The sequence below is a fragment of the Lacinutrix himadriensis genome, assembly GCF_001418105.1.
In the GTDB taxonomy this organism is placed as follows: domain Bacteria; phylum Bacteroidota; class Bacteroidia; order Flavobacteriales; family Flavobacteriaceae; genus Oceanihabitans; species Oceanihabitans himadriense.
On sequence record NZ_LIQI01000006.1, the window covers coordinates 274934 to 291881 of the forward strand.

General features: G+C 32.4%; 19 protein-coding genes. 7 read left to right on the forward strand and 12 right to left on the reverse strand.

Annotated features, from left to right (window positions below; translation table 11 throughout):
* Positions 1-71: 71 nt before the first annotated feature.
* From AMD28_RS01685 to AMD28_RS01695, 3 genes are all read right to left on the reverse strand, one after another.
* On the reverse strand, positions 72-1280 hold the full coding sequence (locus AMD28_RS01685; RefSeq protein WP_206542227.1) for a MalY/PatB family protein: 1209 nt from the start codon (positions 1278-1280) through the stop codon (positions 72-74).
* A 46-nt stretch (positions 1281-1326) separates the two neighbouring features.
* On the reverse strand, positions 1327-1683 hold the full coding sequence (locus tag AMD28_RS01690) for a RidA family protein (protein ID WP_055442424.1): 357 nt from the start codon (positions 1681-1683) through the stop codon (positions 1327-1329).
* Positions 1684-1821: 138 nt separating this feature from the next.
* Positions 1822-2124, reverse strand: a complete 303-nt coding sequence (locus AMD28_RS01695; protein ID WP_055442425.1) for a carboxymuconolactone decarboxylase family protein — start codon at positions 2122-2124, stop codon at positions 1822-1824.
* A gap of 273 nt (positions 2125-2397) precedes the next feature.
* Here AMD28_RS01695 and AMD28_RS01700 point away from each other — a divergent pair, with 273 nt between their 5' ends.
* Positions 2398-3666, forward strand: a complete 1269-nt coding sequence (locus AMD28_RS01700; protein ID WP_055442426.1) for a TIR domain-containing protein — start codon at positions 2398-2400, stop codon at positions 3664-3666.
* Positions 3667-4122: 456 nt separating this feature from the next.
* Here the strand turns inward: AMD28_RS01700 and guaB are convergent, their stop codons facing one another.
* The 8 genes from guaB to AMD28_RS01740 all read right to left on the reverse strand — a co-directional run bounded on the left by guaB (position 4123) and on the right by AMD28_RS01740 (position 11423).
* Entirely contained in the window at positions 4123-5595 is a 1473-nt protein-coding gene (guaB, locus tag AMD28_RS01705) for an IMP dehydrogenase (protein WP_055442427.1), read from the reverse strand.
* 166 nt (positions 5596-5761) lie between these two features.
* Positions 5762-6466 (reverse strand): hypothetical protein, encoded by a 705-nt coding sequence (locus tag AMD28_RS01710; protein WP_055442428.1) that lies wholly within the window; start codon positions 6464-6466, stop codon positions 5762-5764.
* Positions 6467-6570: 104 nt separating this feature from the next.
* The gene (locus AMD28_RS01715) at positions 6571-7074 is read right to left on the reverse strand and encodes a hypothetical protein (RefSeq protein ID WP_055442429.1); all 504 of its coding nucleotides are present in this window, start codon (positions 7072-7074) and stop codon (positions 6571-6573) included.
* Complete coding sequence (locus tag AMD28_RS01720) at positions 7075-7602, reverse strand: FMN-binding protein (protein ID WP_055442430.1); 528 nt, start codon at positions 7600-7602, stop codon at positions 7075-7077. It abuts the gene before it with no gap.
* Positions 7603-7774: 172 nt separating this feature from the next.
* Positions 7775-8938, reverse strand: a complete 1164-nt coding sequence (locus tag AMD28_RS01725) for a porin (protein ID WP_055442431.1) — start codon at positions 8936-8938, stop codon at positions 7775-7777.
* Between the two features lie 348 nt (positions 8939-9286).
* Complete coding sequence (locus tag AMD28_RS01730; RefSeq protein WP_055442432.1) at positions 9287-9790, reverse strand: ferritin; 504 nt, start codon at positions 9788-9790, stop codon at positions 9287-9289.
* 99 nt (positions 9791-9889) lie between these two features.
* Positions 9890-10756 (reverse strand): hydroxymethylglutaryl-CoA lyase, encoded by an 867-nt coding sequence (locus AMD28_RS01735; protein WP_055442433.1) that lies wholly within the window; start codon positions 10754-10756, stop codon positions 9890-9892.
* A 49-nt stretch (positions 10757-10805) separates the two neighbouring features.
* Positions 10806-11423, reverse strand: a complete 618-nt coding sequence (locus tag AMD28_RS01740; protein WP_055442434.1) for a LysE family translocator — start codon at positions 11421-11423, stop codon at positions 10806-10808.
* Between the two features lie 98 nt (positions 11424-11521).
* Here AMD28_RS01740 and AMD28_RS01745 point away from each other — a divergent pair, with 98 nt between their 5' ends.
* Complete coding sequence (locus AMD28_RS01745) at positions 11522-12436, forward strand: spondin domain-containing protein (RefSeq protein ID WP_055442435.1); 915 nt, start codon at positions 11522-11524, stop codon at positions 12434-12436.
* Here the strand turns inward: AMD28_RS01745 and AMD28_RS01750 are convergent.
* Positions 12428-13453, reverse strand: coding sequence for a quinone-dependent dihydroorotate dehydrogenase (locus tag AMD28_RS01750; RefSeq protein ID WP_055442436.1), 1026 nt, complete (start codon positions 13451-13453; stop codon positions 12428-12430). The genes AMD28_RS01745 and AMD28_RS01750 overlap by 9 nt on opposite strands.
* A gap of 110 nt (positions 13454-13563) precedes the next feature.
* Between AMD28_RS01750 and AMD28_RS01755 the strand changes: the two genes are divergently transcribed.
* From AMD28_RS01755 to AMD28_RS01775, 5 genes are all read left to right on the forward strand, one after another.
* A complete protein-coding gene (locus tag AMD28_RS01755; protein ID WP_055442437.1) occupies positions 13564-13797 on the forward strand; it encodes a type II toxin-antitoxin system ParD family antitoxin in 234 nt (77 codons plus the stop codon).
* Positions 13798-14091, forward strand: a complete 294-nt coding sequence (locus AMD28_RS01760; RefSeq protein ID WP_055442438.1) for a type II toxin-antitoxin system RelE/ParE family toxin — start codon at positions 13798-13800, stop codon at positions 14089-14091.
* 95 nt (positions 14092-14186) lie between these two features.
* Positions 14187-15428 carry a peptidase T gene (gene pepT, locus AMD28_RS01765; protein WP_055442439.1) on the forward strand — a complete coding sequence of 414 codons (1242 nt, stop codon included), beginning with the start codon at positions 14187-14189 and terminating at the stop codon, positions 15426-15428.
* Positions 15429-15465: 37 nt separating this feature from the next.
* A complete protein-coding gene (locus AMD28_RS01770; protein ID WP_055442440.1) occupies positions 15466-16029 on the forward strand; it encodes a hypothetical protein in 564 nt (187 codons plus the stop codon).
* Positions 16030-16268: 239 nt separating this feature from the next.
* On the forward strand, positions 16269-16850 hold the full coding sequence (locus AMD28_RS01775; protein ID WP_055442441.1) for a hypothetical protein: 582 nt from the start codon (positions 16269-16271) through the stop codon (positions 16848-16850).
* The last annotated feature ends 98 nt before the right edge of the window (positions 16851-16948 follow it).

The window sequence follows — 16948 nt, forward strand, 5'->3', positions numbered from 1 at the left end:
TTAATGTTATCAATAATTACAATCGGATTTTAAGCTCGATTCTAAAACGATTAAAAAGCGTTTAAAATCTACTACTTTTCTAAAATAGCTTGTATAACTCTGCGCAAACCTTCTTCTAGTATTACTCTAGGGCATGCGAGGTTTAATCGAATATAGCCATCTGCATTAGCAACAAACATATTACCACCTTCTAATAAAACACCTGCATTTCTTGCGAAATACAAGGTTAGATTTTCATTATCCGTAAAATAAGAACTAACATCCACCCAAGCCAAATAGGTTGCATCTGGAATGGTAAATTTTGCATGCGGCAAATGTGTATCTAATTGTTCTTTTAAATATTTAAAATTAGCATCTAAATAATCTGTCAATTCCAGAAGCCAAGCATGACCTTCTGAATAAGCAGACTTCGCTGCTACAACACTCAATGGATTTTCTACAGGTAAATAATTCTCTTTGTATTTAATTCGCAATGCATCGTTTGGAATTATAATATTAGCAAACAAATTACCTGCAAGGTTAAATGTTTTACTTGGCGCCATACAAGTAATAATCTTATCCGAGTTAGGAAAAAGACTCGCCAAAGGTGTAAAGATTTTATCCTTACGCAATAAGTCACAATGAATTTCATCAGAAATTATAGTCAGTCCATTTTCTAAACAAACTTCACCAAACGCAACTAATTCTTTTTTAGACCATAATCTCCCTGTAGGATTATGCGGATTACAGAAAATCGCCAAAACACATTTTTCATCGGATGCTTTCTTTTTAATATCTTCCATATCGATATGGAATTTACCATGGTCTTCTATTAAATCCGAACAGACCAATTCTACACCATTATAATCCGCTCCATGTTTAAAAAATGCATAAGAAGGCGTAACAATCAATACTTTTTCATCTGGTTTACAGAGATAACCAATCAAATCATATAAAGCAGGAATAACACCTTTAGCATGTACTAAATGTTCTATGTTAAACTTCCATTGATAGCGATCTATACACCATTGCTGAAAACTTAACGCATACGAAGGATCGGCTACCATAGAATATCCCAATAATGGATGTTCTAAGCGTTCTTTCATCGCATGGATGATTTCTGGAGCGATAGCAAATTCCATATCCGCCACCCACATTTTAATAAAATCTTCTTCTGGGTATGCACCACTAAGATCTTCTTCTGGATCAAAAAGATACCCTCTATACCCTTCCACAGACATAGCATTGGTTCCTTTACGTTCTAATACTTGATTAAATTGATATTTGTTAGATGGCATCATTTTTAAAATTTAAGTTGATAAAAAGCATAAGGTTATTTTAAGTTTTTTATGCTGTTATTTTTGCAGCAACCACAGACATTTCTACGAGTAATTCTGGTCGAGCCATACGCGCTTCAACACATGCACGTGTTGGTTGATGACCTTCCACTACCCATGCATCCCAAACTTCATTCATTGCAGCGAAGTCTTTCATATCTCTCACATAAATGGTTACCGAAAGGATATGTTTTTTATCGGAACCCGCTTTATTTAGCAATTCTTCAACCTTTTCTAGCGTTGTTATCGTTTGCTCTTTGATGCCTTTAGTAGCATCTTTCGCCACTTGTCCACAAAGATAAATGGTATTATTATGTGTAACAATCCTACTCATACGTGGCGTTGTATCTGTTCTAGTTATCGACATCCGTTTTTAGTATTGGTTAAAGTTTAAAACTCATAAATATAAGTTATTTCTTACTGAGTAACGCATTACAACTATTTATAGATTTTTAGCACAAATGTCTCCCATTGGGAGACTTGCACATTATAAATAGGAAAACAGTTACTTCATAAGATGTGTACCGTGAACAACTGCAGCACCTGCTCTTAATATTGCTGCAATAAAAGTTGTTTCTGCTAATTCTTCTTCTGTTGCTCCAGCCTCCACTGCATGTTTCTTGTGAATCTCAAGACAGTAAGGACATTGCGTTGTAAGTGCTACTGCTAAAGCGATTAATTCCTTATATTTTTTAGGAATTGCGCCTTCTCCCATAGCCACGTTATCCAATGCTTGAAAAGCTTCCATTGCAGCAGGTGCTCCTTTTCCTAAAGCTCCTAATTTATTCAATTGTTTCATCTCGTACATAATTCTTCTAATTTTAAAGTTGAATGCAAACGTACAAAATCAAACAGACCAGTCTGTTTGATTTTGTGTTAAAAAAATGTTAATTACATAAGCTTTAATAAAGGCCTAAGATTCCATGGAACCCTCTTTTTACACCTTCCTTTTTTAGCATTTATATTGTGGAATAATTTGACTTGCTACTATGCTTGAAAAAGGCTAACTTCGTTTAGGAAGGATGTGGTTTGTGGGAATAGGAACCGGATCTTGAACATTGGGCATAATTAAAACAAATACGTGAAAGAGATTACAGATATTGAAACATTTACAAGTTGGTTATTCGAAACAGAAGCAGATGATAAGCTAGATGAATATTGCTTCTCAAAAAAAAACTATTGCGTTGCCAGTGGAATGCTCGAAATATCTGGTCTTAAAGTAGATGAAGAAGACGTTGACGACAAACATTTTAGTTCAACAAAATTTATCAATTGTACATTTAAAAGCACAAATTTTAAAAGTGCTATTTTCGGGGATTGTGAATTTATAAATTGCTATTTTATTAATTGTGAATTCACTTGGGTAAAATTATTTAATACTGCTCTTACCGATTGCACTTTCGATTATTGCACAATTGCTGGTATGGAACTAAATGACTCTGAAACATACAGTACAAAATTTAAGGATAGTAATGAAATTTTAGATTTAATAATAAGAGGTTTTGGGAATAGAGACCTAACATTTTTAAGTTGTTACTTAAATGGTCTTAGTATCGAACCAATCCAAAACGAATTCAGTGATAAATTATTTTTTGAAGACTGTATTATAAAAGAATCAAGTTTTGATAGAATTGATTTTTCTGATAGTATAATTGAAAATTGTACTTTAAGTTTAAATCAATTTTCAGCGTGTACTTTTGGTTTAAATACATTCAAAAATCAAAATTCAAGTCCTGGAAGTGAATTTAATATGATTGATATTAGATCCATCCTCAATTCTCCTCCAATAAATGATGATAACTTAAAAACACTTTTTGGAATTCATAATAGTGAAATTAAAGAATACCTCTTTGAATTAACATCTGAAATAAAGTTTCAGTCAATATTTATATCTTATAGTTTTGAAGATCATGAGTTTGCAAAAGCTATCAATGAGTTTTTACTAAGAAAGGGAGTTTTTACTTTTCTTTGGGAGAACAACTCAACTGCCGGAGAATTACTTAACCATATTATGGAATCTAATATTAACGAAAAAGATAGGATCCTATTTATTGCTTCAGAAAATTCTATAAAAAGTAAGGCTTGTCAGTTTGAGTTAACTCAAGGACAAAAGAAACAAGAAATTACTTGGGAAAAAATATTATTTCCAATACATATTGATGACTTCTTATTTAAAGTTACTAAAGAACAAATAAGACCATCTGAAAAACAAAATGAATACTGGTCTAATATCTCAGAATTAAAAAAACATAATTCTCTTGACTTCACTGAATATATCAATAAGGAAAACAGAAAAAGTCAGGAATTTGAAAAATTAATGTTTAGATTATTAAAAGGGTTACAAAAATAACTACGGCCAACAACTAGTCTAAAACATAGCTAATAAGTGTTAAATCAAAAGCTTGTGCTTATTTGCAAAGTCCGCCACATTTTTAATTAGTATTTTAGAAAAAAGATAAAAATAAAAAATATGGCTCAGTGTAGAACCGAAAGTAAGTGCTTATCACCTGCCCAACGTTTCTTATACTTAACGTAAACCAACCCTTTCCAAAAAACATAAAACCCTTTAACAAAACCCCAATGAGCCTTTACTCCTCACTTTAATTCCAGAGAGATCTTTTCATTTTCAAAAAACCAGAGCCTTTAAACCATTTCTAATAGAAAACAAAAACTCCTCTTAAACTTAAGAGGAGCGCTGTATATTTCGTAAAATAAATATTTACGAGTTGGATTAAATAATTCTATTTTGAGATTCCTGTCTTACAACTTCACTATCGTTTCGTTGCACAAAGACGCAGGAATGTAGTTATCTAGAATAATTTGGAGATTCTTTAGTAATGGTTACATCATGTGGATGACTTTCATTAATTCCGGAAGCTGTAATTTTCACAAACTGTCCAATTTCTTTTAAAGTCTCTATGTCTTTAGATCCACAGTATCCCATTCCTGCACGTAAACCACCAACAAATTGGTGAATACTTTCATAAAGTTCACCTTTATATGGTACACGTCCGACAATACCTTCCGGTACTAGTTTTTTAATATCGTCTTCTACATCTTGAAAATATCTGTCTTTACTACCTTGTTTCATAGCTTCTACAGAACCCATTCCGCGATACGATTTGAATTTTCTTCCTTCGTAAATAATCGTTTCTCCTGGAGATTCTTTCGTTCCTGCAAGTAGTGAACCTAACATTACGGTATCTGCTCCTGCTGCAATTGCTTTTGGGATATCTCCTGTGTAACGTATTCCTCCATCTGCAATTACTGGTACACCAGAACCTTTTATGGCTGCTGCTACTTCTAGTACTGCAGAAAACTGTGGAAATCCTACTCCTGCAACGACACGCGTAGTACAAATAGAACCTGGTCCAATACCAACTTTTACCGCATCTGCTCCTGCTTCTACTAAATATTTAGCTGCTGCTCCTGTTGCAATATTACCAACAATAACATCTAAGTCTGGAAATTTCTTTTTTACTTCTTTTAAAACGGTTACTACACCTTTTGTATGTCCGTGAGCTGTATCAATAATTACAGCATCTACGCCACATTTCACTAAAGCCTCTGTACGTTCTACCGCATCTGCCGTTACACCAAGTGCTGCTGCAACGCGAAGTCTACCAAAGCTATCTTTATTAGCTATTGGCTTTTGTGTCACCTTAGTAATATCTCTAAAAGTGATTAAACCTGCTAGTTTATAGTTTTCGTCTACAATAAGTAGTTTTTCAATTTTGTGTTTATTCAAAATACCTTCGGCATCTTGTAATGAAGTTCCAACAGAAGCAGTTACTAGATTTTCGCTAGTCATTACTTCTACAATTGGTCTTGTATTGTCTTTTTCAAAACGTAAATCTCTATTGGTAACAATTCCTTTTAAGGTTCCGTTTTCATCTACTATTGGAATTCCACCAATACCATGCTCTGCCATATTTTGCTTCGCATCTAAAACTTTTGCATCCAAGGTTAAAGTAACCGGATCTGTAATCATACCACTTTCGGCACGTTTTACTTTTCTAACTTCGTTTGCTTGTTGCGCAATAGTCATATTTTTATGTAAAACACCAATTCCTCCTTCACGAGCAATAGCAATTGCCATAGCGCTTTCGGTTACGGTATCCATCGCTGCAGATACAATAGGAATGTTTATGGTGATATTACGTGAAAATTTTGTTTGAATATTGACTTCGCGTGGTAGAATTTCTGAATACGCTGGAACTAAAAGGACGTCGTCGTAGGTTAATCCTTCTCCTACAATTTTATTGTTGTGTGCTGTCATGTTGCAATTAAGATATAATTGCATACAAATCTACGCTTTTTTTTCCTTTAAAGCTTTAAAAGAAAAAATTATATAGTAGATTCTTGAGGTCCTTATTATTTAAATAAAAACCTTCCGAAAAAATATACGATAATAATTATCTTATGCCTTTTAAGATACCGTTAATTTACTGATAATGTTTTTTGCAATAATCTCTTAAAACATACATTGCATACGCATATCGCTCACTTGCTTTAGATATATCGCCTTGTAAACGAATCTCTTTAGCGAGCTTAAGACTATAAAAACCTTTTCCTTTTGCCATTCGTTCTATGGTTTTTAAGCTTTTTGCATCCATGTTTTTATAGATGCCTTCAATCCATTCGAATTGTTCTTTATACAACATGCGTTCATCCCAATGTAATGCTGCTTCTCCTTTTTGAATTTCTTCGGAAAGATATAATGTTTTCATATCTAAAAAGGCATTATTAAAAACGGTTTCACTGCCTTGATAGGAATACATTTTTATCTTTTCTGTGATAAATAAAGTATACGGAAACACCTTCACCAATCTTAATTTATTAGAAATAAAATATGCCATTTTTGGCCAAACTACTTCGTGTCCTTTTTTATCTATTTCGGTATAATACCATAGATAAAAATCAGTACGTTGTTTGATGGTTTCGTATTCTTCCGGAAAGTTATTTTGAAGATTATAACTATTGGCTTGTTGCCAAATTAAGGTGTTTTGTTTTCTATCGGAATGCAACCAATCTTTTTCAGATAAAAGACTTTGCTTGGTTTCTTCTTTATATTGCTGAAGATTTTTCCATTCTTTGGAAGAAGCGGAAATAGAGATACTACATATAAAAAGGAAAAGAAATTGCTTCATGTATTCTTTCTGTAAATCGGACTGCCGAAAGGAAGTAACGGATAATCTATTTAATTAGACAAATGATGCTGAATTACATCCTAGTAAAGTCTAAAAATACAAGATTATTTGGAAAGCGCTTTCGTACTAGAAAATATTTGTTTTAAAATAATAAGAACAGAAAAGGAAAATGTTAGTGTCATTAAAGTACCAGAAAACATAATGATGTATTTAGTCCAAAGCATACCTTTCCAAAGTAAATAAAGACCTCCAAAAGTTAGAACTACCGATATAAAAGGTTCTATCATTAAAAATAGCTTCCATTTTTTATTCAGTTTTGTTGTACTTAAAATAAGACCAAGTAAAAAGAAAATAATAGACATAGATAAAATATGTCCATGTACTAAAGTGAGCATTTCTTTTTCGCTCTTTTTAAATTTCATTACGGTTGCATCTTCATCTGTTTCGTTACCTAAATACTGTTCTTCTATTCCGTTAGGATTAGCAGAAGATGTTTCCGAAACAAACAACAAACCGGTAAAAAAGCCAATACTTAATATCACAACAAAAGTGGCTATCAATAATTTTAGCTCTTTTGGTAACGTATGTATTAGTCCGTTAAGTTGCATTTACAAGATGTTTTTTTCGTGAAGGATTTTTAAAGATGCTAATAAGTTATTCATAGCATTAGTCATAGATCGCACAGAAATAGTAGCACCAGAAATTGCCATAATATTATCATTATAACGTAAGGTATCTTCTTGTGTTTTCCCTATAAATTGTTTTAGCCAACGTTTGCTACCAATTTCTCCGCCATAATCTTCTCTATAGATAAGTACTTTTGCTTTTAAAACAATAAGTTCTGGATCTAATAAAACCAAATAATCAAATGCATCGGTTTTACTTGGCGCTTTTGCAACATAAGCATATCCTAAAAGGGAATCTTCTGTTTTTATTTCGAATAGATTATCACTTCCAAAAGTAGCTGGAAGATCTGGAACCACTTCCGAAGAAAGAGTAATGGCATTAAACGCAAAAACTTCTACACTAAAAGTATCTTTAATTTCTTTATCTACCTTTTTCTGCAAATGTTTAGGCAAGTTAAAAGACAATAAAGTAAACGTGATACATAGTATAAAAACTGATTTCATTTTCATTTTGTAAAAGTATTATTTTTTATTGGCATTTATCATGCCAAGACATTTAAATAGGAAATAGCTAAAGCGAAAATATGTTTTCCCTTTAGCTATTTACATTACTTAAAAATATGCTTCTTTCTATTTAGAAAGATTGCCACATCGAAAATTCTTCGAAATGACTTCTATTTTATTAGAACCAAACTCCGAAACCAACATTAAGCTGACCTGTTGCTTCATTTCCTGCTGCTGCATTATCTAAAATTTGGTAATCTGCTTTTACTACTGCTCCATTAGCAATGTGGTAACTTAAACCAGCAGTCCATTCTTGTCTGTTAAAAGCTAAATTTCTAGTAATTGCTGCATCCTTAGTTGCTGCATGCGTATCATATTGCTCATAACGAACAAAGGCATCTAATTTTTGCTCTTTAGATAAAGGCAAAAGGTTATAAGCACTTTCTACATACCATCCTTTTAATTCACTACCTAAGTTTGCTTCGTTTAAGGTATTATAATCATCTGCATCACTAATTAATGCATGAATGTATTGTCCTCTAGCAGAAAAACGTTTTTTAATATAACGTGCATCTAATCCGAACATGTTAATACCAACATCTGCTCCATCAATTTCTTGTATATCATCCGCTGCTTGCGTTCTACCAAAGTAACCGGAAGCACCTAAACGTAAACCAGGAATACCATAATAATCTACTTTTGCAGAAAGATTAGGCGTATTCACGGTAGACTCTGCTCCTTTTTGACGACCATTACGTAAACCATTACTTCCGCCTAAAGTTTTATCACCATTTAAAGAAGTGAAACCATTAAAGATATATGCTTGGTAACGTAAAGAGGCATCATCAAATTTACCAGTTACACCAACACCAATTTCTCTCCATGTAGTAGGAACAATACTTTTGTCCATATTAGGTCTTTCCACACCATTAAAAACCGTTGGTTCATGGTACTCATTTACAATTCCCATTGGTACTAACATTAAACCACCACGAATGTTTACTTTATCGTTTAAGCTATAGTTTAAGAATGCTTGTTCGATATATACTTCTTTTACGTGTTCGTATTCAATCTCTGTAACAAACTGTACTTTATCACTAAATTTATATCCTAAAAGCATCACTAAACGGTGCACATCTAAAGTACCATTAGCACCTTCTGGTTGGTTATAATCTACTTGTGCATAACCACCAATAGTTATTCCTTTGGATGTAGTACCATTTAAAATGTTTTGCGCAGCGTTAACTTGCTGATTTTTGTTTGCAGTTGTGTCTTGAACAACGGTTTGAGAAAACCCTATTGTTGCCGTTAACATTGCAATTGAAAGTAAAATTCTTTTCATTTCTTTAATATTATTTAGACTTATTATAAATAAATTATAATTTTTCGAGTGCAAAAATAGAAATGAAATTGACTTAGACCTACTTTATTTAGATTTATTTTAAATAAAATAGAATTTTACAGTTTCGGACAGCGTTTACAATTAGATTTCCCCTTCTTCTTATACTTTTTACAGCATTTGGATTTCTTATTATCACTGCAACAAATAAAGCTTGGCGTTAATAAAACGGGTGTTATTTCGGAAGATATTTGTGTTTGCATTATTTTAATTTATTCTAAATAAGAACAAAACTACAAAAAAAAGATTCCTATAAAGGAATCTTTTAACATTTAATTATCACGTTTTTATCTACTCTTTCGAGTTCGCTGCAGCAATAGCATTTACATCTCGATCAAAAAGATAATGTCCAGATTTATCATTTCCGATGATGTTTAGTTTATCTAATAGCGTTCTTGCCAATGCTTCTTCTTCTAATTGTTCGCTTACATACCATTGCATAAAGTTATGTATGCTGTATTCTTTATTCTGTAAACTTTCAAAAATCACATGATTGATTTGTTCGGTTACAAATATTTCACTTTGAAGAAATTTCTCAAAAAGTTCTATAATTCCGCTATACGATTCTTTTGGTTTTTCTAAAGCTGGAATAGCTACATTTCCACTTCTTTCATTAATGAACTTGACAAGCTTAAGCATGTGCACGCGTTCTTCTTCTGACTGATTATAAAAAAAATCTGCTACCCCATTAAATCCATTCGCATCTGCCCAAGAAGCCATTGCTAAATATTGCATAGAAGCTTGTGCTTCAAATTTCACTTGGTCATTCAGTAGTTTTTCGATAATAGTATTCATAGGTGTAATTTTAAAAAGTGTGTGTGTGTTCGTATATCTGTATAAAAGTATTGCATTTAGCACGAAGTACCAAAAGCAAATTCCTATAAAATCGTTAAATTAGTGGTACTTCGTAAAGATCTTTGTTGCTTCGTTATAGCTACTTTCAAAACACATCGCATTTAAATCGTGTGCTTTTTTGGTGGTTAAATACGAGAGTACTTTTTCGGTTGGCATATTACCCGTAAGTTCATCTTTTGCCATCGGACAACCGCCAAAACCTTGAATGGCGCCATCAAAACGTCTACAACCAGCTTTGTATGCTGCATCTACTTTTTCGTGCCAGGTGGTTGGTGTGGTATGTAAATGTGCTCCGAATTCGATTTCTGGATATTTCGGAATTAAATTAGAGAACAAATAGTTTATGTTTTCCGGATTAGAAGTTCCTACCGTATCACTTAACGAAAGTATTTTAACGCCCATTTTACTTAAACGTTCGGTCCACTCTCCTACTATATCTACATTCCATGGATCTCCATACGGATTACCAAAGCCCATAGAAATGTATACTACAACTTCTTTATTGTGTTTATGTGCTAGGTCTAAAATATCTTGTAAAATTAAAACCGATTGCGCAATGGTTTTATGTGTATTACGCATTTGAAAGTTTTCGGAAATGGAAAAAGGATAGCCTAAATAATCAATTTCAGGATGTTGACAAGCAGCTTCCGCACCACGTAAATTTGCAACAATAGATAATAATTTACTTGTCGTTTTACTTAAATCTAATTGTGCTAAAACTTCTGCAGTATCTACCATTTGCGGAATGGCTTTTGGAGAAACAAAACTTCCGAAGTCAATAGTATCAAAACCTACGCGTAAAAGCGATTGTATATATTGTACCTTCTTAGCTGTTGGTATAAACTGCTTTATACCTTGCATAGCATCACGAGGACATTCAATAATTTTTACGTACTTATCTTTCATATAAGTTCAAAGATATAAAAGATTCGTGTTAACGAAAACGATTTCGAATCTAAAGTAATATTAAAATTGCAATTCCTATAAAAACAATAATTTGTAGCCATTTTAAAACTACGCCAACATTTTTATTCTGTTTTAGATAATCGGAAATAGATCCTGCTAAAATAGCTATAATAGAAAAAATAATTAAGGAAATACCCATAAACAGAAATCCTAAAATATAGAACTGTGTTACGGTACTCAAGGTATCACTAAACAAGAATCCCGGAAAAAATGCCAAAAAGAAAATAGACACTTTCGGGTTTAAAACGTTCATGATAAACCCTTGTTTAAACAATTGCATTAAGCTCTTTTTAGGTGCACTAGTATTACTAAATTCAATTCTAGAATCGCCACGAAACACTTTATACGCTAGATAAAGTAAATATAAAGCACCTAATAATTTTATGGCAAAAAACAAATTATCATTCGCTTTAATGATTGCAGATACACCAAAAGCAACTAATGTGGTATGCACGATACATCCTGAAATTAAACCAAATACCGTTGCTAGTCCATATTGTTTTCCATTAGTAATACTTTGCATCAGCACAAAAATATTATCTGGTCCTGGAGAACACGCTAAGGCGGAAGTCGCTAAAACAAAAGAAAGAAGTAAATCGTAATTCAAGTTTTTGAGATTTATTTTTTATAAAAATAAGATTTTAAATATATAATGTATCAAGTAAGTCTTTAAAATAAATCTCGACTACTTTTAAAACAATCCTCATGAAAAGAATTACCCTTTTACTCTCTTTAATAGTATTAAGCATCTTTAATGATATAGAAGCGCAATCTATAGCGACCTATGATATTGTTTTTACAAGCACTTGGAATGCCACAGATCATACTTCTATTCCTCCAAATGACCATTGGTCTCGATTGGTTGGAGCTAACCACAATGCAAATGTGTCCTTTATGGAAATTGGAGAAATGGCTAGCCAAGGCATGGAATTCATTGCAGAAAGTGGAATCAACAGTATATTTGAAGATGTAGACGTGCAAAATGCTATTAACGCTGGAAATGCCGAGCAATATATTTACGGTCCTTCTTTAGGAACTGCCGCTGGAACTATTACTATAAGTGATTTAGAATTTACGGAAGATTTCCCTTTACTTTCCTTATTTACTATGGTCGCTCCTAGTCCAGATTGGCTGGTGGCTATTGATGATTTAGAATTAATGGATGCTTCAGGCGACTGGAAAACGCTAATTGAGATTCCTGTATTGTATGTATATGATGCTGGAACAGATGCTGGAACGAATTATACTTCCAGTAATGCCGATGTAAATACGCCTATTTCTATTTTTGATGGTTCAAACGCTATTGCTCCTTTTAATGGAAATTCTATTGGTTCGTTAACGGTAACCCTAACCAATGTATTAAGTATAGATGAAGTAAATCCGTTGGGAAGTCCAAAAATATACCCAAATCCAAGTACCGGAAATACCACCATAAGCAATGCGCAATCTATTAAAACTGTAGAGATTTATAATATACTTGGTAGCTTAGTAAAAAGTGTATCCGTAGAAAACGCTTCTAAAATAGATTTAAATCTACATGCTTTACAAAAAGGAATGTATGTAGTACGACTATCGGATGCTTCTGGAAACACGAAAACGCAAAAACTAATTTTAGAGTAAGGCCTTATTTATTTTTTTAATAAGCGAAGGTCCTTCATAAATAAAACCAGTATAAATCTGTACTAAGTCGGCTCCTGCTGCTATTTTTTCAAGTGCATCGTTTGCAGAATGAATTCCTCCTACGCCAATTATTGGGAATGCTTTATTGCTTTTCTCGGCTAAGTATTTAATGACTTGCGTCGATTTTTCCTTAACAGGTTTTCCGCTTAATCCACCATTACCTATTTCTGCTAGTCTAGCGTCGGTTGCTTTTAATCCGCTTCTATCTGTAGACGTATTACTTGCAATTACACCATCTAAATTGGTTTCTGCAATAAGATCTATAATTTCATCTAGTTGCCCTTCGTTTAAATCTGGAGCAATTTTAAGAAGAATTGGTTTCTGTGTTTCAAACGTATGATTCGCTTTTTGCACAGCTCCAATTAATTCTAATAAATAGTCTTTATCATTCAATTTTGCATGACTACCAACATTTGGACAACTCACATTCAACACAAAATAATCTACATAAGGGTGCAAGCCGTTAAAGCATTCTAGATAATCCTTGGTATAATCTTCTGGTTTTGTTTGCGTGTTTTTACCAATGTTTCCACCAATAATCACTTTTCCTTTATTTTTCTTTAGTTGTGTAATTGCCGTTTCTAGACCTTCATTATTAAAACCCATTCGGTTAATAATTCCTTGATCGTCTTTTAAACGAAATAGTCTTTGTTTCGGATTCCCTGCTTGACCTTTAGGAGTAACGGTTCCTATTTCTATAAATCCGAATCCAAAGTTGGACAATTCATTATAAAGCACTGCATTTTTATCGAAACCAGCTGCTAATCCTACTGGATTTTTAAAGGTTAAACCGAAGAGTTTTCGTTCTAGTTTAGCGTCTTCAATAGTGTATAAACTTTTAAATACACTTGAAACCCCAGGTATTTTACACGTAAAACGAATTAATGAAAAAGTAAAATGGTGAATCTTCTCTGGATCGAAAAGAAAAAATAGTGGTCTAAGCAGTAATTTGTACATCAGATAATGTTTGTGCAAAAGTACTTCGAAATAAAACAATATCAAATTTACCTTATGTCTATATTTGCTAAATATGGATATAAATTGTAATTTTAAATAAATTAATCTTTATGAATATTAGCTTAACAAAAAAACAAGAAAAATATATCGCTTCAGAAATTGCGTCTGGAGATTTTCAAAATGCTAGTGAGTTGGTTCGTGATGCTTTACGTTTACATGAAGTGTATAGACATAAAGTAATTGCCGATTTACGTGCTGAAATTGAAAAAGGAATACATAGCGGAATAAGTACACGAAACATTAACGATATTATAGATAGTAAACGAAAGAAAAAAGTTAGCTAATTGATATATAATTATAAACTTACAAACGAAGCCGACAAAGACTTAAGCAATATTTTTGATTATACGGAAAACGAATTCGGATTTAATCAAGCCGTCAAATATTTAACGGATTTGAAAATTGTATTATTAAAAATTTATAAAAATTCAGAAATTGGTAAAAATAGAAAGGATTTAAGAAAAGGTTTATTTAGCATTCCAGAACAATCACATATTATTTTTTATTTAAAAGAAAAAGAAGCTATAATCATTACAAGAATTCTTCATTCTAGTAGAGATTTTCAAAAATTTCTTTAAGGCAATTTTCATTATAAAAGCCGAATAATCGTACCTTTGGACACGAAGTGTCATTTTTTTATTTCACTCAAACTCTAAAAATATTTTTCAATAATATGATTTCAAAACAAGACATTATAAAACGATTTGTAGGTTACGTAACTGTAGATACAGAATCGGATCCAGAAAGTGATACCACACCAAGTACAGCAAAGCAGTGGGATTTAGCAAATGCGCTAGTCGAAGAGTTAAAAACTATTGGTATGCAAGATGTCACTATTGATGACAAAGCATACATCATGGCAACGTTACCAAGTAATGTAGATCATGAAGTACCAACGATTGGATTTATTTCGCATTTTGATACTACTCCAGATTTTACAGGAAAAGATGTAAAACCTCAGATTATTGAAAGTTATGACGGAAAAGATATTATTCTAAATGCTGCGGAAGACATTGTACTTTCTCCAGATTATTTTGAAGATTTACTTTTATATAAAGGACAAACATTAATCACTACCGACGGAACAACGCTTCTTGGTGCAGATGATAAAGCTGGTATTACTGAAATTATTTCGGCAATGGAATATTTAATTGCTAATCCAGAAATAAAACATGGTACCATTAGAGTTGGTTTTACACCAGATGAAGAAATTGGTCGTGGTGCACACCATTTTGATGTAGAAAAGTTTGGTGCAGATTGGGCTTATACTATGGATGGAAGCCAGATTGGTGAACTAGAATACGAAAACTTTAATGCTGCAGGAGCTGTAGTAAAAGTAAAAGGAAAAATAGTACATCCTGGTTATGCGAAAGGAAAAATGATAAACTCCATGTACATAGCACAAGAGTTTATTAACTCGTTACCAAGAATGGAAACTCCAGAACATACCGAAGGTTACGAAGGTTTCTTTCATCTATATTCTATAAAAGGAGAAGTAGAAGAAACGGTTTTACAATACATTATTCGCGATCACGACAAAGGCCATTTTGAAGCTAGAAAAGAAATGATGCAAAAGCTTACCGATGAGCTAAATGCACAATACGAGCGTGAAGTGGTTACTATTGAAATTAAAGATCAATATTTCAATATGAAAGAAAAAGTAGAACCTGTAATGCATATTGTAGATATTGCGGAAGAAGCGATGAAGCAACTAAACATAAAGCCACTTATTAAAGCCATTCGTGGTGGTACAGATGGTTCACAACTTAGTTACATGGGATTACCTTGTCCGAATATTTTTGCTGGAGGACATAATTTTCATGGTCGTTATGAGTATGTTCCTGTAGAAAGTATGATTAAAGCAACCGAAGTGATTTGTAAGATTTGTGAGCTTACAGCAGAAAAAAATAAGTAATCATTAAATAAGATTCCCTTTTTCAAGGGAAATAAATATGAAGAAAATTGTATTAGCGTTAGTGTTTTGTGCAATAACTATAATAGCAAAAGCACAAGATGCAAGTGTTGAAAAATCGCTTTACGGAATTCAAACTGGACCGATAGGAATTTGGGGTTACAATGAAACTAAATTAACCAATAGTATTGCTTTACGAAGTGAGATAGGTATAGAAGCTGGATTTTCTGGCGGAAGCAATTATAACGGAACATACTTTGTGGTTGCTCCTAGTATTTCATTAGCGCCTCGTTGGTATTATAATTTAAAAAAACGAGAAGGTAAATCGAAAAGAATAGATGGCAATAGCGGAAACTTTGTTTCGTTAAAAACAAGCTATCAAACCGATTTAGAATTAGCATCTAATGACGAACATGTAGATTTAATTAGTGATATCACTATTATACCAACTTGGGGAATTAGAAGAAATATTGGTAAACATTTTAATTACGAAGCCGGATTTGGTATTGGTTATATTCATTATTTTAAAAAAGATAATGTTAGACTTATTAACGAAGCAGACGTTGCAGTAAATGCACATGCAAGAATTGGGTATACGTTCTAATAATCTTACCCGATCACATTATATATATAAAGCCATAACAAATCTGTTATGGCTTTTTGCTTTTTATATAAAGAAAAACACGTAGTAGTACGTATTTTATTTGTGTAGGGAAATGTTTAAGTTTGGTAGATATATTCTTTATAGGATATTCGTAACAAAAACTTATTATTCTAGTTGTATTTGCGGGATGTAAGTAATAAAAGTTACTATATAACACGTTGTGGTTAATTTAAAACTGAATGCAAAAGACAAAAAAATATATCAAAGTTCTGATTTATGTGATATCAATTTTAGGATTTTTTGACTTACTAATAAATCCAAAACCCTTTCATTTTTTAGGAACAAAGTTGAGTTTTATAACTTCTCTTTTGACTATAATCGGACTTCTTATTCTGAATTTAAAAGAGATTTTAAATGATAAATTTAAGATTTCAGAAAAAATCTTGAATGGAATTAAAATTGGAATTCTGATACTATTTCTGATTTATCTAAATGTATTTCTTAAATGGTTCAGTTTTGTTGGCTATGTGGACTATATTGTCGTGACTTATTTGACTTTGCCAATAATATTTATTTTAAAAGACATTATACCCAACACAATAAAATCAAAATATTTAACATTAATCGGAATTTCAATATTGTTGCCGACATTAATCTATTTTGGGCTCTTTTACGAGGCATATGAAGAATATTCAAGTGACGGAACGCCAATAATGTTTGTTCATCAAAGAATTAGAAATTGGATTTGTTACATCGGAATAACATTAATTTTGACATCAATAATTAGAAAAAAAACTAACCACAACAACGTTTATAATTAATGGCTAGTTCTGGCTTTCTTACGAAAATCCTCGCGGATTTTCTATCTGGTTTTTATTTGCTAAATTAGTTTTTTAAACACGCCACTAATCATACACGA